Origin of the sequence: Pelagibacterium lacus, assembly GCF_003345525.1 — a bacterium.
Classification (GTDB): Bacteria; Pseudomonadota; Alphaproteobacteria; order Rhizobiales; family Devosiaceae; genus Pelagibacterium; species Pelagibacterium lacus.
The window spans coordinates 101,810-118,271 of the sequence record NZ_QQNH01000005.1; the positions used below are offsets into that span (position 1 = coordinate 101,810).

At 66.1% G+C, this 16,462-nt stretch carries 18 protein-coding genes; 3 read left to right on the top strand and 15 right to left on the bottom strand.

The window, feature by feature from the left end:
* Positions 1-251 precede the first annotated feature (251 nt).
* The 10 genes from sucD to sdhC all read right to left on the bottom strand — a co-directional run bounded on the left by sucD (position 252) and on the right by sdhC (position 9,748).
* Complete coding sequence (sucD, locus tag DVH29_RS05490) at positions 252-1,154, bottom strand: succinate--CoA ligase subunit alpha (protein WP_114645156.1); 903 nt, start codon at positions 1,152-1,154, stop codon at positions 252-254.
* A 30-nt stretch (positions 1,155-1,184) separates the two neighbouring features.
* Positions 1,185-2,375, bottom strand: coding sequence for an ADP-forming succinate--CoA ligase subunit beta (gene sucC / locus DVH29_RS05495; RefSeq protein WP_114645157.1), 1,191 nt, complete (start codon positions 2,373-2,375; stop codon positions 1,185-1,187).
* A gap of 83 nt (positions 2,376-2,458) precedes the next feature.
* Positions 2,459-3,421 carry a malate dehydrogenase gene (gene mdh / locus DVH29_RS05500; RefSeq protein WP_114645158.1) on the bottom strand — a complete coding sequence of 321 codons (963 nt, stop codon included), beginning with the start codon at positions 3,419-3,421 and terminating at the stop codon, positions 2,459-2,461.
* A 168-nt stretch (positions 3,422-3,589) separates the two neighbouring features.
* Positions 3,590-4,738, bottom strand: coding sequence for a cell division protein ZapE (zapE, locus tag DVH29_RS05505; RefSeq protein WP_245944891.1), 1,149 nt, complete (start codon positions 4,736-4,738; stop codon positions 3,590-3,592).
* Between the two features lie 61 nt (positions 4,739-4,799).
* Positions 4,800-5,405 carry an AprI/Inh family metalloprotease inhibitor gene (locus DVH29_RS05510; protein WP_114645159.1) on the bottom strand — a complete coding sequence of 202 codons (606 nt, stop codon included), beginning with the start codon at positions 5,403-5,405 and terminating at the stop codon, positions 4,800-4,802.
* A 685-nt stretch (positions 5,406-6,090) separates the two neighbouring features.
* Positions 6,091-6,324: a hypothetical protein gene (locus tag DVH29_RS05515; RefSeq protein ID WP_114645160.1), complete on the bottom strand. Its 234-nt coding sequence runs from the start codon at positions 6,322-6,324 to the stop codon at positions 6,091-6,093.
* 74 nt (positions 6,325-6,398) lie between these two features.
* On the bottom strand, positions 6,399-7,184 hold the full coding sequence (locus DVH29_RS05520) for a succinate dehydrogenase iron-sulfur subunit (RefSeq protein ID WP_114645161.1): 786 nt from the start codon (positions 7,182-7,184) through the stop codon (positions 6,399-6,401).
* A gap of 12 nt (positions 7,185-7,196) precedes the next feature.
* The gene (gene sdhA, locus DVH29_RS05525) at positions 7,197-8,996 is read right to left on the bottom strand and encodes a succinate dehydrogenase flavoprotein subunit (protein WP_114645162.1); all 1,800 of its coding nucleotides are present in this window, start codon (positions 8,994-8,996) and stop codon (positions 7,197-7,199) included.
* Between the two features lie 6 nt (positions 8,997-9,002).
* A complete protein-coding gene (sdhD, locus tag DVH29_RS05530; RefSeq protein WP_114645163.1) occupies positions 9,003-9,353 on the bottom strand; it encodes a succinate dehydrogenase, hydrophobic membrane anchor protein in 351 nt (116 codons plus the stop codon).
* A gap of 11 nt (positions 9,354-9,364) precedes the next feature.
* Positions 9,365-9,748 (bottom strand): succinate dehydrogenase, cytochrome b556 subunit, encoded by a 384-nt coding sequence (gene sdhC / locus DVH29_RS05535; RefSeq protein WP_114645164.1) that lies wholly within the window; start codon positions 9,746-9,748, stop codon positions 9,365-9,367.
* Between the two features lie 270 nt (positions 9,749-10,018).
* Between sdhC and DVH29_RS05540 the strand changes: the two genes are divergently transcribed.
* Both DVH29_RS05540 and DVH29_RS05545 read left to right on the top strand, forming a co-directional pair.
* Positions 10,019-10,600: an NUDIX domain-containing protein gene (locus DVH29_RS05540; protein WP_114645165.1), complete on the top strand. Its 582-nt coding sequence runs from the start codon at positions 10,019-10,021 to the stop codon at positions 10,598-10,600.
* Between the two features lie 490 nt (positions 10,601-11,090).
* Positions 11,091-11,507 (top strand): VOC family protein, encoded by a 417-nt coding sequence (locus DVH29_RS05545; protein ID WP_114645166.1) that lies wholly within the window; start codon positions 11,091-11,093, stop codon positions 11,505-11,507.
* Between the two features lie 7 nt (positions 11,508-11,514).
* Here DVH29_RS05545 and DVH29_RS05550 read toward each other — a convergent pair whose 3' ends face one another.
* Positions 11,515-11,724, bottom strand: a complete 210-nt coding sequence (locus tag DVH29_RS05550; protein WP_114645167.1) for a DUF1737 domain-containing protein — start codon at positions 11,722-11,724, stop codon at positions 11,515-11,517.
* 199 nt (positions 11,725-11,923) lie between these two features.
* Between DVH29_RS05550 and DVH29_RS05555 the strand changes: the two genes are divergently transcribed.
* Positions 11,924-12,565 (top strand): carbonic anhydrase, encoded by a 642-nt coding sequence (locus tag DVH29_RS05555; RefSeq protein WP_114645249.1) that lies wholly within the window; start codon positions 11,924-11,926, stop codon positions 12,563-12,565.
* On the opposite strand, the gene DVH29_RS05560 is transcribed toward DVH29_RS05555, so the two are convergent.
* The 4 genes from DVH29_RS05560 to DVH29_RS05575 all read right to left on the bottom strand — a co-directional run bounded on the left by DVH29_RS05560 (position 12,549) and on the right by DVH29_RS05575 (position 16,120).
* Complete coding sequence (locus DVH29_RS05560) at positions 12,549-13,433, bottom strand: EamA family transporter (protein ID WP_158541572.1); 885 nt, start codon at positions 13,431-13,433, stop codon at positions 12,549-12,551. The genes DVH29_RS05555 and DVH29_RS05560 overlap by 17 nt on opposite strands.
* Positions 13,434-13,912: 479 nt before the next feature.
* On the bottom strand, positions 13,913-14,221 hold the full coding sequence (locus DVH29_RS05565) for a YciI family protein (protein ID WP_114645169.1): 309 nt from the start codon (positions 14,219-14,221) through the stop codon (positions 13,913-13,915).
* Positions 14,221-15,264: an aspartate-semialdehyde dehydrogenase gene (locus DVH29_RS05570; protein ID WP_114645170.1), complete on the bottom strand. Its 1,044-nt coding sequence runs from the start codon at positions 15,262-15,264 to the stop codon at positions 14,221-14,223. The genes DVH29_RS05565 and DVH29_RS05570 overlap by 1 nt, the downstream gene beginning before the upstream one ends.
* Before the next feature lie 292 nt (positions 15,265-15,556).
* Positions 15,557-16,120 (bottom strand): acyloxyacyl hydrolase, encoded by a 564-nt coding sequence (locus tag DVH29_RS05575; protein ID WP_158541573.1) that lies wholly within the window; start codon positions 16,118-16,120, stop codon positions 15,557-15,559.
* Positions 16,121-16,462 lie beyond the last annotated feature (342 nt).

Consider the following 16,462-nt stretch of genomic DNA (forward strand, 5'->3'; position numbering starts at 1 on the left):
CGCTCCCCCTTGTTTGTCCCTGATGTTCGACCGGCCCGGTATGGGCCGCCAAATTCGGTCGAACTATGGCGTTTCCGCCTCTCGATTTGGTTAACCGGGCCTTATCGTGAGATCGAACCGGAAAAGTCTGCAACTTTTCCTGACCTCACTCTAAGCAGGCCCGGCCGGTGTTCGTAGCGCGGGGTTAGCCCTTTTTCTTTGGTCGCGTTTCCGAACCGCAAAAGTGGTACCCACTTTTGCTGGAAACACTCCTAGCCTTTCAAAACCTCGACCAGCGTGGTGCCCAGCCGGGCCGGCGAGGGCGAGACCACGATGCCGGCCGCCTCCATGGCGGCGATCTTGGACTCCGCGTCGCCCTTGCCGCCCGACACCACGGCGCCCGCATGGCCCATGGTGCGGCCCGCAGGGGCAGTGCGCCCGGCGATGAAGCCGGCCATGGGCTTCTTGCGGCCCTTCCTGGCCTCGTCGATGAGGAACTGGGCGGCGTCCTCTTCCGCCGCGCCGCCGATCTCGCCGATCATGATGATCGACTGGGTGGCGTCGTCGGCGAGGAACATCTCCAAAACGTCGATGAATTCGGTGCCCTTGACCGGATCGCCGCCAATACCCACCGCGGTGGTCTGGCCCAGCCCCTCATTGGTGGTCTGGAACACCGCCTCATAGGTGAGCGTGCCCGAGCGCGACACGATGCCCACCGAGCCCTTGCGGAAAATCGAGCCCGGCATGATGCCGATCTTGCACTCTTCCGGGGTGAGCACGCCCGGGCAGTTGGGGCCGAGCAGGCGCGATTTGGAGCGTTCGAGCCGGGCCTTGACCCGCACCATGTCGGACACCGGGATGCCCTCGGTGATGCAGGTGATCAGCCCGATGCCGGCGTCGATGGCCTCGATGATGGCGTCGGCGGCCCCGGCCGGGGGCACATAGATCACCGAGGCGTCGGCCCCGGTGCGTTCCTTGCCTTCGGCCACCGAGGCGAAGATCGGCAGGCTTTCCCCGCCCGCGCCGGTCCAGGTCTCCCCGCCCTTCTTGGGATGGATGCCGCCGACCATCTGCGTGCCGTAATAGGCCAGCGCCTGTTCGGTGTGGAAGGTGCCGGTCTTGCCGGTGAGACCCTGCACGAGGATCTTGGTGGTTTTGTCTACGAGAATGGACATGTCTTGTGCTTAATCCTCTGGTGGCCCCGCTCAGGCGACGGCGGCGACGATCTTCTGGGCGGCGTCGTCGAGGTCGTCGGCGGCGGTGATGGCAAGGCCGGATTCGTTGAGAATCTTCTTGCCCAGCTCCACATTGGTGCCTTCGAGACGCACGACCAGCGGGACCTCGAGCCCCACTTCCTTCACCGCGGCGACGACGCCCTCGGCGATCACGTCGCATTTCATGATGCCGCCGAAGATGTTGACCAGAATGCCCTCGACCCTTGGGTCGGCGGTGATGATCTTGAACGCCGCGGCGACCTTTTCCTTCGAGGCTCCGCCGCCCACGTCACAGAAATTGGCCGGCTCCTTGCCGTAGAGCTTGATGATGTCCATGGTCGCCATGGCGAGGCCGGCGCCATTGACCATGCAGCCGATATTGCCGTCCAGCGCCACATAGGCGAGGTCCCATTTCGAGGCTTCGATCTCCTTGGAATCCTCCTCGCTCTCGTCGCGCAACTCGACGATGTCGGGATGGCGGAACAGCGCATTGCCGTCGAACGACACCTTGGCGTCGAGCACCCGCAGCCGGCCGTTCTCCATGACGATCAGCGGGTTGATCTCGAGGAGACTCATGTCCTTTTCGACAAAGGCCCGGTAGAGCGCCGGGAACAGCGCCTTGGCGTCCTCGGCGGCGGCGCCCTCGAGTTTCAGCGCGGCGGCAATGGCGGCCACATCGGCGTCGGTCACCCCGGCTTCGGGATCGATGGCCACGGTGACGATCTTTTCCGGCGTATCATGGGCGACCTGCTCGATATCCATGCCGCCTTCGGTGGAAACGACGAAGGCCACCCGGCCCACCGAGCGGTCGACCAGCAGCGAGCAATAGAGCTCGCGGGCGATATCGGCGCCGTCCTCGATATAGAGGCGGTTGACCTGCTTGCCGGCCGGGCCGGTCTGCGCGGTGACCAGCGTGTTGCCGAGCATTTCGCGCGCATGGGCGACGGCCTCGTCGATCGAGCGGGCCAGCCGCACGCCGCCCTTGCCGTCGGGACCCAGCTCCTTGAACTTGCCCTTGCCGCGCCCGCCGGCATGGATCTGGGACTTGACCACATAGAGCGGGCCGGGCAGCGACTTGGCCGCGGCCTCCGCCTCGTCGGCGGTGAGAATGGCGACGCCTTCGGCCACCGGAGCGCCATAGCCCTTCAAGAGCTGCTTGGCCTGGTATTCGTGAATGTTCATCGCGAAATCGAACCTTTTTGGTGTTCGGCAGAAAGGAACGCCCGAAGGCCGCAGGGGCCGCCGGGCGGGAGAATGGCGAGGGTTCAGGCCAGCTTGGGCGCGATGGTCTTGCAGGCGTCGACCAGCCCCTGGACCGAGGCGACGGAAGCATCGAACATCTTCTTTTCGCCCGCGTTCAATTCGATCTCGACGATGCGCTCGACGCCCTCGGCGCCGATGACCACCGGAACGCCCACATACATGTTGTCGACGCCGAACTGGCCGGTGAGATGGGCCGCGGCGGGCAGGATGCGCTTCTTGTCCTTCAAATAGCATTCGGCCATCTCGATGGCCGAGGCAGCCGGGGCATAGAAGGCCGAGCCGGTTTTCAGAAGCCCGACAATCTCGGCGCCGCCATCGCGGGTGCGCTGGATGATCTCCTCGAGCCGGTCCTTGGCGATCCAGCCCATCTTGACCAGATCGGGGAGCGGGATGCCGGCCACGGTGGAATAGCGCGCCAGAGGCACCATGGTGTCCCCGTGCCCGCCCATGACGAAGGCGGTGACGTCCTGCACCGAGACGTCGAGCTCGTCGGCGATGAAATGGCGGAAGCGGGCCGAATCGAGCACGCCCGCCATGCCCACCACCTTGGCGACCGGAAGGCCGGAGAATTTCTGCAAGGCCCAGACCATGGCGTCGAGCGGGTTGGTGATGCAGATGACGAAGGCCTGGGGGGCGTATTTGGCGATGCCGGCGCCGACCTGCTCCATCACCTTGAGGTTGATTTCCAACAGGTCGTCGCGGCTCATGCCCGGCTTGCGCGGCACGCCGGCGGTGACGATCACCACATCGGCGCCGGCGATGTCCTTGTATTCGGACGTGCCCTTGAGGGTGGAATTATACCCCTCGACCGGGCCGGACTGGGCCAGATCGAGCGCCTTGCCCTGGGGCACGCCGTCGACGATGTCGAACAGGATGACATCGCCGAGCTCCTTCAGCGCCACCAGATGAGCCAGAGTCCCCCCGATCTGACCCGCGCCGATCAGAGCGATTTTCTTACGCGCCATAAGCAAGTTTCCCTATAGGTAAAGTGAAAATTTCCTCGCGCTCTCCTTAGACCCTGCGACCGAGCGACGCAAGTGAACCCTTCGTATAAGCACGGATAATCGGGCATTTGCCGTTTCCGGGGCCTCTAAATGGCGCCGGGCGCCCACTTGACGCGCGGGGAAACCGCGTCAGGAAGCCTGACCTGAATCGCCGCGCAGCTTCTGGGCGAGATAGTCGGCCGAACGCATCTCCTCGAGCCGCGACAGGCAGCGGGCGAATTCGAAGGCCGTCTTGTCGTCCTGGGCCAGGACGTCGAGCGGCGCGGCGAAGCTGGCCGCGAACTTGACCCCGCGATCATAGAGCGTGTCGATGAAGAGGATGAAGCGCTTGGCGGCGTCGGACCGGAGGCCCGAAAAGACCGGAACGTGATCGACCATCACCGTATGGAAGGCGTCGGCGATCTTGAGGTAATCGCGCGCCCCGAGCGGGCGGTCGCACAAATCGGCGAAGTCGAACCGCGCCACCCCCTTGGCCCGGGCCGGGATCTTGATGATGCGGCCCAGATTCTCCATGGCGTCGGGCCGCGCCTCGGCCCCGCCGGTGAGATGGGCGAACAGCGCATCCATCTCGGCATCGATCTCAGGGCCGGTGCCGAACTTATAGACGTCCTGCGGATCGAGCTTTTGGCGGCGGTAATCGGTCTCGGCATCGAGGTTGAACACCTCGGCATGGGCGGCGAGCAGGTCGATGAAGGGCAGGAAGAGCTGGCGGTTGAGCCCGTTCCAATAGAGCTTTTCGGGCGGGATGTTGGAGGTGGCGACCACCACCACCCCATCGGCAAAGAGGATTTCGAACAGGCGCTTCAACAGCATGGCGTCGGTGATGTCGGAGACGAAGAACTCGTCGAAGCACAACAGCCGCACCGAGCGGGTGATGGGGCGGGCCACGGCCGGAATGGGATCGCGCGCGCCCTTGGTGCCCGGATTGGCGGCGCGGAATTTGGCGATGCCCTCATGCACCTCGGCCATGAACTGGTGGAAATGCACCCGCCGCTTGGCGGCCACCGGCACCGAGCCGAAAAACAGGTCCATGAGCATGGTCTTGCCCCGGCCCACATCGCCCCAGATATAGAGCCCCTTGGGAGCGGTGCGCTTGCGCCGGAACAGGGCGGCGATCACCGAGCCCGATTGCGCCTCGAGCGCCGCCAGCCCGTCGGCCACTTCCTGCAATTTCTCCACGGCCTGCTGCTGCGCCGGATCGGGCTTCACCCGGCCCGCCACGATCATGTCGGCATAGCGATCGAGGATCGCGCCGTCGCCCCCGCCCGTCGCGGTCAATGCGGCAGCCTGCCCGTGCCCATACCCACGCCCATGCGCCGCCCGGCCCCCGCGCCCATCTTCAGCCGACCAGGGAGATGGCCTGGCCGCCGGCCAGCGTGCCCACGAAGCGGTTGCCGCTTTTCAAGAGCGTGCCGATCAGCGCGTCGGATTCGTCATAGAGCTGGATCTGGTTGCCCAGGAGCTGCCAGGAGGTGACCGCGGCCAGCGTCGGTTCGGCGCAGGCCGGGGTGGAGGCGCGATAGCGGCCGGTGGCGCCCTTGGCGGTATAGGTGAGATTGAGCCGGCATTGCTCCGCACCGACCAGAATGGTCCAGCCGCCCAGAAGCTGCTCCATGGTGACGGCGCCCGACAGATCGCGCCCGCCGGTGGTGTTGCCCGGGGCGCCGATGTCGTCGAGCATGAAGCCCGGCCCCGAGGCGATGGTGCCGCTGGCGCCGAGATCGGCGGTGTTGCTGGGGACGGTGGGGGTGGACACGGTGCCCGCTATGGGCGGCAGGTCGCCGGTCTGCACATTGCTGCTGGTGACCGGTGCGATGGGCGCCGGCTGGGCGGGCACGGCGATGGCGCGGCTGGGGGTCGAGACGCTGGGCGAGCAGGCCGCCAGCACCGCGGCGGCGGCAATCGCCAGGCCGGTGGTCGTCGATATGCGCAAAAGTCCAACCATGATGGCACTCCGGTCTCCCCGCGCCTTGCGGAACGAGGGGACGCCGCCTTTCGTTCCGTGCAGCGCCCGTTCTTATGGCGCCTGCGGCCCGGCATGGCAACCCCCGGGGGTGCGGCCAAGTCGGCCGGCGCTGGCGCCTGGCGCTCCACCCCTCCCCGTCAAGGGGAGGGTGATGCCGGGGGTTGGGGGTGGGAGCGGGCGAGGGTGTTGGTTGAGAGTCAGCGGCCCCCTCATCCGTCTCGGACCTGTCGGTCCGATCCACCTTCTCCCACGGGGGGAGAAGGGAAGAGGGGGCGGATGAAGGTGCTTCCGGCCCCACCCCACCCTTGATCCCTCCCCCTCAAGGGGAGGGAAAATGGGCGGCGGCTTTGGGGTGCCGATCGTTCCCCATCCACCAACCTGTCACCCTCCCCCTTGCGGGGAGGGGTTAGGGGTGGGGGTGCGAGCGAAAGCGAGCTCTGGGGAGGCAGAGGGTTTCCCAACAACCTCAGTGCCCCCCTCATCCGACCGCTTCGCGGCCACCTTCTCCCACCAGGGGAGAAGGAAGGATTGGGCCAGCGTCGGGAAAAAACATCAGCGCTTACCAAGGGGTCCCCTTCTCCCCCGGTGGGAGAAGGTGGATCGGACCGGGAGGTCCGAGACGGATGAGGGGGGGGCGCTGAGCCGGCCAATGATCCCCGGGCCGTCAGGGTTTTTGCGCCATGTCGTGGAGCAGGGCCTCGGCGAGGGGGCGGGCGTCGGTGGCTTCGGCGACCGGGACGGCGATGGCGAGGCCGCGGTCGGTCAGTCCCGAGCCGATGCCCGGAAGGCCGCCATCGGCGATGTCGCGCGGGGAAAAGCCATGCGCCTTGAGCGCCGCCACCATCAGCCGCGCCACGGATTCGCGCTCGACATACACAATGGTCTCGTAATCGGTCATGGGCCTGGCTCCGGCAACGAAAAAGGGCCCGGGCAAGACCCCGGACCCTCTCAACGTACCAGAAGCAACGGGGTTCACGCCACCTTGCGCTCGACCATCATCTTCTTGATCTCGGCGATGGCCTTGGCCGGGTTGAGCCCCTTGGGGCAGACCTTGGCGCAGTTCATGATGGTGTGGCAGCGATAGAGCTTGAACGGGTCCTCGAGAGTGTCGAGCCGCTCGCTGGTCGCCTCGTCGCGGCTGTCGATCAGCCAGCGATAGGCCTGCAGCAATACGGCCGGCCCGAGATATTTCTCCCCGTTCCACCAATAGGAGGGGCAGGAGGTCGAGCAGCAGGCACACAGGATGCACTCATAGAGCCCGTCGAGCTTGGCCCGGTCCTCACGGCTCTGGCGCCATTCGGTCTCGGGAGTGGGCGATTTGGTCTGCAGCCAGGGCTCGACCGATTTGTGCTGCTCGTAAAAGGTCGAAAGGTCGGGGACGAGGTCCTTGACCACCGGCATGTGCGGCAGGGGATAGACCTTGATGGGGCCCTTCGAGACCTCGTCCATGCCCTTGGTGCAGGCCAGCGTGTTGGCGCCGTCGATATTCATGGCGCAGGAGCCGCAGATCCCCTCGCGGCACGAGCGGCGCAGGGTGAGGGTGGGGTCGATATTGTTCTTGATCCACAACAGCCCGTCGAGGATCATCGGCCCGCAATCGTCGAGATCGACGAAATAGGTGTCGATGCGCGGGTTTTCCTGGGTGTCCGGATCGTAGCGATAGACCCGGTATTCGCGCAGATTGGTCGCGCCCTCGGGCCGGGGCCAGGTCTTGCCGGGTTTCGGACGCGAGCGCTTGTCGAGAATGAGTTCGGCCATGTCCCGGTCTCCTTAGTAAACGCGCGCCTTGGGGGCGATCTTGGCCAGGTCGATCCCGTCGGTCAGAGGGTCCACATGCACGGGGCGGTAGTCGAGGGTCACCATGCCGGCCTCGTCCACCCAGGACAGGGTGTGCTTGCGCCAGTTGGCATCGTCGCGCTCGGCGAAATCCTCGCGCGCATGGGCGCCGCGGCTCTCCTTGCGCGCCTCGGCGCCATAGACCGTGGTGATGGCGTTGGCCATGAGATTTTCCAGTTCCAGCGTCTCCACCAGATCCGAATTCCAGATCAGCGAACGGTCGGTGACCTTGATGTCCGCCATGTCGCCCCAGATCTCGGAGATGCGGCGGCAGCCCGCTTCCAGCGTCTCCTGGGTGCGGAACACGGCGGCGTCCTCCTGCATGGCGCGCTGCATCTTGTCGCGCAGCTTGGCGGTGGGGATGGCGCCATTGGCGTTGCGCAGCCGGTCGAAGCGCGAGAGGATCTTGTCCTCGGCGGCCGCATTGGCCTCGGGGATGGGGGAGGCGCGGTCGATGATCTCGCCGGCCCTTATGGCGGCGGCGCGGCCGAACACCACGAGGTCGATGAGCGAATTGGAGCCCAGCCGGTTGGCCCCGTGCACCGAGGCGCAGCCCGCCTCGCCCACCGCCATCAGCCCCGGAACGGTGGCGTCGGGGCCGCCATTGCGCGGATCGATCGCCTCGCCCCAATAGGTGGTGGGAATGCCGCCCATATTGTAATGCACGGTGGGGATGACCGGGATCGGCTCGCGGGTAAGATCGACCCCGGCGAAGATCTTGGCCGATTCGGAAATGCCCGGCAGGCGCTCATGCAGCACGGCCGGATCGAGATGGTCGAGATGGAGGAAGATGTGGTCGCCCTTGGGCCCGACCCCGCGCCCCTCGCGAATCTCCAGCGTCATGCAGCGGGAAACCACGTCGCGGCTGGCCAGGTCCTTGGCGTTGGGGGCGTAGCGCTCCATGAAGCGCTCCCCTTCGGAATTGACCAGATAGCCGCCCTCGCCGCGCGCCCCCTCGGTGATCAGGCACCCCGAGCCATAGATGCCGGTGGGGTGGAACTGCACGAACTCCATGTCCTGCAGGGGCAGGCCGGCCCGGGCCGCCATGCCGTTGCCGTCGCCGGTGCAGGTATGGGCCGAGGTGGCCGAGAAATAGGCGCGGCCATAGCCGCCGGTGGCCAGCACCACCATCTTGGCGCGGAAGCGGTGCAGCGTGCCGTCATCGAGCTTCCAGGCGATCACCCCCTGGCAGACCCCGTCATCGCTCATCAACAGGTCGATGGCGAAATATTCGACGAAGAACTCGGCATTGTGGCGCAGGGACTGGCCGTAAAGCGTATGGAGGATGGCATGGCCGGTGCGGTCGGCCGCCGCGCAGGTGCGCTGCACCGGGGGGCCGTCGCCGTAATTCTGCATATGCCCGCCGAACGGGCGCTGATAGATCTTGCCCTCTTCGGTGCGCGAGAAGGGCACGCCGTAATGCTCGAGCTCGTAGACCGCCTGCGGCGCCTCGCGGGCCAGATATTCCATGGCGTCGTTGTCGCCCAGCCAGTCCGAGCCCTTGACGGTGTCGTACATGTGCCACTGCCAGCTGTCGGGCCCCATATTGGACAGCGAGGCGGCGATACCCCCCTGGGCGGCGACCGTGTGGCTGCGGGTGGGGAAGACCTTGGTGACGCAGGCGGTTTTGAACCCCTGTTCGGCCATGCCGAGCGTGGCGCGAAGCCCGGCGCCCCCGGCGCCGACCACCACGACGTCATAGGCGTGGTCGATGATTGAGTAAGCCGAAGCCATGAACAGCTAACCTCCGAAGGCGAGGGCGAGCACCGAGACCAGCGCGATGGCGCCGATCAGGATGGTGAAGACGGTATTGGCGGTCTTGGCCAGGGAATGGGTGCGCGGCTCGTGGATGTAATCCTCGATGATCTCGTACATGCCGATGCGCATATGCACCAGCGCCGCGCCGATCAGCACCAGCGCCAGGACGGCGACCACGGGATTGGCGAAGGTGGCGGCCATTTCGGCCCGCGTCGCCCCGGCCAGGGTGACCACCAGCCAGATCAAAAAGCCCACGAACACGATGTTGATGATCCCCGTCACCCGCTGGCGGATGAAGGTGCCGGTGCCCTTTTCGGCCGGATGGGTCTTCATGGCGTCCCTCCTCACAACCAGACGAACACCGCCCACACGACGAGCGTGGCGGCGATGGAGAAAACCAGGGTGGCGAGGGTGATGATCTCGCGCTCGGCGGGCCCGAAGGCGGCGCCGGTGTCCCAGACGAAATGCTTGATGCCCCCGGCCATGTGGTGGAACAGGGTCCAGGTGTAGAGGAACAGCCCGATCTGGATGATCGGATGGCCGAAAAAGCCCTGCACGGCGGCCAACTGCTCCTGACCCAGCGCCGCCGCCCCCAGCCAGAGGACGAACAGGATGGTCCCCAGATAGAGCCCCACGCCCAGGATGCGGTGCAGGATGGAAAGCGTCATGGTGAGGGTGAAGCGCCAGACCGACAGATGCGGCGAGGTGGGTCGAAACGATTGCGCCATAAAAAGCTGCCCCGGTGGCGGCCGCCTGGCAGGAGGCGGACGGGTGATGCCGGATGCCCGGCGACAAACTTGCGCCAACTTCTAATCACGCTTTACCCATTCGTCAAAGGGCTGTGCTTACGTCTTTGGTCGGAAAATGCCCCGCGCCAAGCCGCTAAAATACTGAGTTTTATAGTCATATTTATCTGGCCGGCCTTGACCGAGGAGCGTAAGTGACGGCAAGTCCAAAGAAATGTCAGAGAGGTTTACCTAGTGGGTAAAGCAAGGCGCATGGCGCGGCCGGAGGCCACGCTCACCGGCAAAAAAATCCTGGCGCGGGACTGGGGTACCCTCAGCCGCTACGAGTTGACCGTCCCCCATAGCGGCGGCGGCGCCCAGGCGCTGGTGCGCGAGGTCTACGACCACGGCAGCGCCGCGGCGGTGCTGCTGCTCGATTGCCGGTGCCGGGTGATGACCCTGGTGCGCCAGTTCCGCCTGCCGGCCCAGCTCAATGGCGATGCGGGCTGGATGCTCGAAGTATGCGCCGGGCTGCTCGACGGCGACGATCCCGAGACCAGCGCCCACAAGGAGGCGCTGGAGGAAACCGGCATCGCCCCGCACCGGCTCGACTTCGCCTTCGCGCTCTATGCCAGCCCCGGCTCGCTGACCGAGAAGGTCTCGTGCTTTCTCGGCTTTTACGGCGCGGCCGACCGGCAGGGCCCGGGTGGCGGCATCGGCCATGAGGGCGAGGATATCGAGATCGTGGCCGTTGGGTTTGACGACGCGCTGGATCTGATCGCCTCGGGCGCGATCATCGACGCCAAGACCGTGGCACTGATCCAGCACGCCGCGCTGAGGGGCCATCTCGGCTGAGCGTGGCAGGCGTTGCGATGCCGGCTGACGCCGGCACCCCCACCCTCAGTCCCTCCCCTCAAGGGGGAGGGAAGTTGGGCAGTGCGGAGGGCGAGGGTGGTGAAAGATTGGCGCGAGGGAGGAAAATGGGCAGGAAGCAGCCGCACCAGAGGATCTCCCTCCCCTTGACGGGGAGGGGTTAGGAGTGGGGTGGAGCTAGGGGCGCAATCGCTGGTATGGGCGCGTTTGGCAAGCTCAGCGCCCCCTCATCCGACCGCTTCGCGGCCACCTTCTCCCACCAGGGGAGAAGGAAAGCTCGGCGCTGGCCACACGGGCCCCTTCTCCCCTGGTGGGAGACGGTGGATCGGACCGAAAGGTCCGAGACGGATGAGGGGGGCGCTGAGCTTCAGCACGCATCCAGGGCCAGCGGGCCGCACACCATCGGCAATGCTTGCAACCGGAAGGGTCTGACGCGCATTGTTGGTAGAGCGCGTCAAGGGAGGAGGCATCGATGGAATTTCATACCGGGCGGCTGGTCGACCATATCCATTTGCGGGTGGCCGACCTCGAAAAAAGCCGCGGCTTCTACCGTGCCGTGCTGGCGGTGCTCGGCAAGGGCTTCGCCTATGACGGGCCAAAAGCCTTCCAGGCGGACGAACTCTATGTCGACACGGCGACCGATTACGTGACCCGGGTGCATCTGGCCTTCCAGGCCGAGGACCCGGCCATGGTGAGGGCGTTCCACGCGGCGGCGCTGGCGGCGGGGGGAAGCGACAATGGCGCGCCCGGCGAGCGGCCCTACCATCCCGGCTATTACGCGGCCTTCGTCCTCGACCCGGACGGCAACAATATCGAAGCGGTGTGGCACGGGCCCTCGACCCGCTCGGCCGATTCGGTGGTGATCACCCCGACCGGCGGGCAGGTGTGACCCCCGCTCAGACGTAGTCGGTGAGCTTTTTGTCCGGATCATAGGCCTGGTCGGCCACGTCCCGCGTCACCGCCTGCCCGCAGCGCATCTTGCCGGCCACCGCATCGAACACGTAATGGGGCTCGCCATAGAGCAGCCAGCCTTCCGACAGCGCCTTGGTCACCTTGTGGCAGAAGCTCGAATCGTCGTCGCCGGACAAAAACCGATAGATTACCATGATGGAGGTCCTAAAAAGAGATCGGGGCACCGGCAGCACATCGCCGCGCGGTTTTTTCACCATAGCAATTGATCTTGAGCGCGTCAGACGGTAATCGCCAAGGGGTGATGCGCGGCCGATGGGGTCCCGACGGCATCGGACGATCGGTCCCGATCTTGTCCGGCTGCGCCATCGCCCCAACAACCGGACCCGCTTGACCATGGCCGAATCGTTCCCCGCCTTTCTCCTCGATGGCTACCGCAGTTTCATGGCGGGGCCCTATGTCGAGGAGCGGGACCGCTACCGCAACCTGGCGGAAAACGGCCAGCACCCCACCACCATGGTGATCGCCTGCTGCGACTCGCGCTCGGCCCCCGAGACCATTTTCGACTGCGGGCCGGGGCAATTGTTCGTCATGCGCAACGTCGCCAACCTGGTGCCGCCCTTCGGGCCCGACGCCGCCTATCACGGCACCTCGTCGGCCATCGAATTCGCGGTGATCCATCTTGAAGTCGAGCACATCGTGGTGATGGGCCATGGGCGCTGCGGCGGCATTGCCGGAGCGCTGGCCACGGCGGCCGGGCACGCCCCCGAGGGCGATTTCATCGGCAACTGGCTAACCATGATCAAGGACGTGGCCGGCAAGGTGGAGGCCAATTCGCTGATGACCCAGACCGAGCAGCAGACCGCGCTCGAACGCATCGTCATCCGCCAGTCGCTGGGCAATCTGCTCACCTTCCCCTTCGTCAAGGAGCGGGTCGACGCCGGGCGGCTGTCGCTGCACGGCGCCTGGTTCGACATCTCGACCGGCGAATTGTGGACCATGAACGGGGACAGCGGCGACTTTATCCGCCCGGATTGAGCGGCACCTGGCGCGGCTTGATGCGGATCACCGACAGCACCAGCCCGATGAAGATGAGCACGCCCCCCGCCACGTCCATGGCGTGGATCGGCTCGCCCAGGATCAGGACGCCGGAGCTGATACCCGCCACCGGCACCAATAGGGTGAAGGGCGCCACGCTGGCCGCCGAATGGCGCGACAGCAGCCACGACCAGATGGCGAAGCCGAACAGCGTCGCCGGATAGGCGAGAAAGGCGATCAGCATCACCGCGCTGAGGCTGGGCGGGGTGAAATGGGAGAGCAGCGCCGGCCCGCCCTCGAAGGTGAAGGACAAGAGGAGCAGCGGGATCGCGCCGATGAAATTGCCCCACACGGTGAAGGGCAGCATGGGGATGGCGCCGGCCCGCTTGGAGAGATTGTTGGCGATGCCCCAGAACAGCGCCGCCACCATGACGATGCCCAGCGGCACCAGCTCGGCCCCCACCCCCTGGCCGAGGGCGATGACCCCGATGCCGCCGAAGGCCACCGCTCCGCCGACCAGTTGCAGGCGGCGCGGCACCTCCCCGAACATGAAGAAGGCGATGGGGATGGTGAACATCACCTGCATCTGCAGCGTCAGCGAAGCGAGCGAGGCCGACATCCCCAGCGCCAGGGCGAGGTTGAGCAGCGCATAGAGCGCCGTGGCCATGGTGAGCCCATAGGCGGCGACCAGCAGCCAGGGCGCGCGCGGGCGGGGGACGAAGAAGATGGCCGGCACGGCGGCAAAGAAGAACCGCAGCGCCGCCACGAGGAGCGGCGGCAATTCGTCGATGCTGAGCTTGATGACCGTGAAGTTGAACCCCCAGATCGCGACGACGACCAGGGCGATCAGCACCTCGCGCAGGGGCATGGGGAGAACTCGCTGAAGAACGGACAGGCGCCCCGCTCTATCGCAGAATCCTCTCTGCCTGTCATCAGGGCGGCAATGCGACCGTTGCGCGCTGGGGATGGGGGAGAGGCTGCACCCCCTCATCCGTCCGCTGCGCGGCCACCTTCTCCCACGAGGGGAGAAGGGAAGAGGGGGTGGCGGCTTTAAGGTCCCGAGCGTTTCCCACCCACCAACCTCGTCACCCTCCCCCTTGCGGGGAGGGGTTAGGGGTGGGGGTGCGAGCGCAGCGAGCTCTTGGGAGGCTGAGGGGTTTTTCCAATCGGCGCTTGCGCCTGCCGCTCCACCCCTCCCCTGCCCTCCCCGTCAAGGGGAGGGTGATGCCGGGGGTGCAGCGGGGGGTGGTGATAGGAGCGGGCGTGGGTGTTGGCGAGAGGCTTCACCCCCTCATCCGACCGCTTCGCAGCCACCTTCTCCCACGAGGGGAGAAGGGAGAGGAGCGATTAGCCCTGCGGGCCGATGGCCATGTCCTCGAAGCCGGGGGCGGTGCCCCAGGCATGGATGGTGGTCGAAGCGCGCAGGCCGTGGATCTGGAACGGGTCCTCGGCGATGATCGCCTCCACCTCGGCGCGGGTCTCGGCCTCGAAGATCCACAACCCGCCCACCGGCTGGCCGCCGGGCTCGGGGCGCATGGCCCCGGCCAGGACGATGCGGCCCTTGTATCGGCGCAGATAGGCCTGGTGCGCCTCGGTATGGGCGGCGCGGATCGCCCCGCCATCGGCATGGTCGGTGAAAAAGGCAGCCCAGCGCATCACGCGGCCACCCTCGGCTGCACCAGGCCGCGCGCCACCAGCGTCTCGGCGATCTGGATGGTGTTGAGCGCCGCGCCCTTGCGCAGATTGTCCGAGACCACCCACATGGCCAGCCCGTTCTCCACCGTCACGTCCTCGCGGATGCGGCTGACATAGGTGGCGTCCTCGCCCTTGGCCTCGACCGGGGTGATGTAGCCCCCGTCCTCGCGCTTGTCGACCACGACGATCCCCGGCGCCTCGCGCAGCGCGTCGCGCGCCTCGTCGGGGGTGATGGGATTGGCGAATTCGAGATTGACCGCCTCGGAATGGCCCACGAACACCGGCACCCGCACCGCCGTGCAGCTCACCTTGATCCGGGGGTCGAGCATCTTCTTGGTCTCGGCCAGGACCTTCCACTCTTCCTTGGTGTAGCCATCCTCCATGAAGGCATCGATATGGGGGATGACGTTGAAGGCGATCTGCTTGGTGAACTTGCCGGGGGTCGGCTGGTCGTTGACGAAAATGCCCTTGGTCTGGTCCCAGAGCTCGTCCATAGCCTCCTTGCCGCCGCCCGACACCGACTGATAGGTCGAGACCACCACCCGGGTGATGGTCGCCAGATCGTGCAGCGGCTTGAGGGCCACCACCAGCTGGGCGGTGGAGCAATTGGGATTGGCGATGATGTTCTTGCGATTGGTCCTGCCCATATAGGCGTCGAGTACGTGGCCATTGACCTCGGGCACGATGAGCGGCACGTCCTCGTGATAGCGCCAGGCCGAGGAATTGTCGATGACCATGGCCCCCGCCGCGCCGATCCGCGGCGCCCACTGCTTGGAAATGTCCCCGCCGGCGCTCATCAGGACGAAATCGGTGCCGGCGAAGTCGTAATCCTCGAGATTGCGGCACTTGAGCACCCTGTCGCCGAAGCTCACCTCGCGCCCCACCGAGCGCGACGAGGCCAGCGGCACCAGTTCGTCGACGGGGAAATTGCGTTCGGCGAGAATTTCGAGCATTTCGCGGCCCACATTGCCCGTGGCACCGACGATTGCGACCTTGTATCCCATCTGGACCTTATCCTTTCACCCCACCTCCCGCGCCGCGGGACAAGCCCGCCCGGCCTAAAGCGTTTGCCGCCCTCCCCGCCGGGAGAGGAAGGCCCGGGGAGTGCGTCAAGCGGTTTTGGTGGTGGTTTTGCCTGCATACGGCAGCGGGCCAGCCGGATCGATCACCGCCTGGCCGGAAAAGAGCAGCGCTATCGCGGGCGAAATCGCCATGGACGGGGGCTCCTGCCGTTCGGGCTGCGGTTATGACGCGGATCGGCCCCCATTGCAAGGGCGCGATTGCCCCTTGCTAAACTCAGAACTTGACGCCCAGCATCAGCCCCAGATTGGACAGGCCCTCATTGGGCAGGCACAGATCGAGATTGGAGACGTGCTCATAGCGCAGGGTGAGGGTGACCGAATCCGAAAGATGCGCCCCGATGCCCGCCGCGTCGTAGAAATTGAGCGCGCAGCCGAAATTGCGCGCCGGCGCGGTGGCCCCGGTGAGCGCCCCGTCGGTCAGCGCCGCCCCGAAGCCCAGCTCGAGATAGAGCGGGGTGTCGAACACCGGGATCTGCCAGTTGAGATTGGCGTGGACGATGTTTTCCCGCCCGGCCAGGTTGAAGGTGGCGCCGATCTCCGGACGGGGCGAACCGATCCAGCGGAAGGCGTCGATCTCGGGCGAGGCGAACAGGGCCGAGAACTTGACGCTTTCCAGCCGCGACAGATCCCAATGCGGCCCGGTGGGCAGGAACCCCCCATAGGCGCTGTGATAGAACACCCCGGCGCGGAATTCGTCCAGCGTCAGTCCCTCGGCCGCGGCCGGGGCGGCCAGCGCCAGCACCGCGATCGCCGATTTCAGCGCCAAACCCTGCCCCATGAGACCGCCTGCCCGTCCAATCCGATTTTTCAAAATTCCGCGCGCAGCCTTAGCATGGCGGCGGCGCTTGCGCCACCACGGCCTTGCGGGGAGGGGGGGTAGGAGCGGGCGAGGGTGTTGGTTGAGATTCAGCGACCCCCTCATCCGTCTCGGACCTCGCGGTCCGATCCACCTTCTCCCACGAGGGGAGAAGGGAAGAAGGAGGCGGATGAGGGTGTTCCTGGCCCCACCCCACCCTTGATCCCTCCCCATCAAGGGGAGGGAAAATGGGCGGCGGCTTTGGGGTCCTGATCGTTCCCCATCCACCGGCCTGTCACCCTCCCCCTTGCGGGGAGGGGTTAG

Excerpts from the sequence above, each read along its gene's own strand:
- sucD (WP_114645156.1), bottom strand. The coding sequence starts at position 1,154 with ATGTCCATTCTCGTAGACAAAACCACCAAGATCCTCGTGCAGGGTCTC.
- sucC (WP_114645157.1), bottom strand. The coding sequence starts at position 2,375 with ATGAACATTCACGAATACCAGGCCAAGCAGCTCTTGAAGGGCTATGGC.
- mdh (WP_114645158.1), bottom strand. The coding sequence starts at position 3,421 with ATGGCGCGTAAGAAAATCGCTCTGATCGGCGCGGGTCAGATCGGGGGG.
- DVH29_RS05510 (WP_114645159.1), bottom strand. The coding sequence starts at position 5,405 with ATGGTTGGACTTTTGCGCATATCGACGACCACCGGCCTGGCGATTGCC.
- DVH29_RS05515 (WP_114645160.1), bottom strand. The coding sequence starts at position 6,324 with ATGACCGATTACGAGACCATTGTGTATGTCGAGCGCGAATCCGTGGCG.
- DVH29_RS05520 (WP_114645161.1), bottom strand. The coding sequence starts at position 7,184 with ATGGCCGAACTCATTCTCGACAAGCGCTCGCGTCCGAAACCCGGCAAG.
- sdhA (WP_114645162.1), bottom strand. The coding sequence starts at position 8,996 with ATGGCTTCGGCTTACTCAATCATCGACCACGCCTATGACGTCGTGGTG.
- sdhD (WP_114645163.1), bottom strand. The coding sequence starts at position 9,353 with ATGAAGACCCATCCGGCCGAAAAGGGCACCGGCACCTTCATCCGCCAG.
- sdhC (WP_114645164.1), bottom strand. The coding sequence starts at position 9,748 with ATGGCGCAATCGTTTCGACCCACCTCGCCGCATCTGTCGGTCTGGCGC.
- DVH29_RS05540 (WP_114645165.1), top strand. The coding sequence starts at position 10,019 with ATGGCGCGGCCGGAGGCCACGCTCACCGGCAAAAAAATCCTGGCGCGG.
- DVH29_RS05545 (WP_114645166.1), top strand. The coding sequence starts at position 11,091 with ATGGAATTTCATACCGGGCGGCTGGTCGACCATATCCATTTGCGGGTG.
- DVH29_RS05550 (WP_114645167.1), bottom strand. The coding sequence starts at position 11,724 with ATGGTAATCTATCGGTTTTTGTCCGGCGACGACGATTCGAGCTTCTGC.
- DVH29_RS05555 (WP_114645249.1), top strand. The coding sequence starts at position 11,924 with ATGGCCGAATCGTTCCCCGCCTTTCTCCTCGATGGCTACCGCAGTTTC.
- DVH29_RS05560 (WP_158541572.1), bottom strand. The coding sequence starts at position 13,433 with ATGCCCCTGCGCGAGGTGCTGATCGCCCTGGTCGTCGTCGCGATCTGG.
- DVH29_RS05565 (WP_114645169.1), bottom strand. The coding sequence starts at position 14,221 with ATGCGCTGGGCTGCCTTTTTCACCGACCATGCCGATGGCGGGGCGATC.
- DVH29_RS05570 (WP_114645170.1), bottom strand. The coding sequence starts at position 15,264 with ATGGGATACAAGGTCGCAATCGTCGGTGCCACGGGCAATGTGGGCCGC.
- DVH29_RS05575 (WP_158541573.1), bottom strand. The coding sequence starts at position 16,120 with ATGGGGCAGGGTTTGGCGCTGAAATCGGCGATCGCGGTGCTGGCGCTG.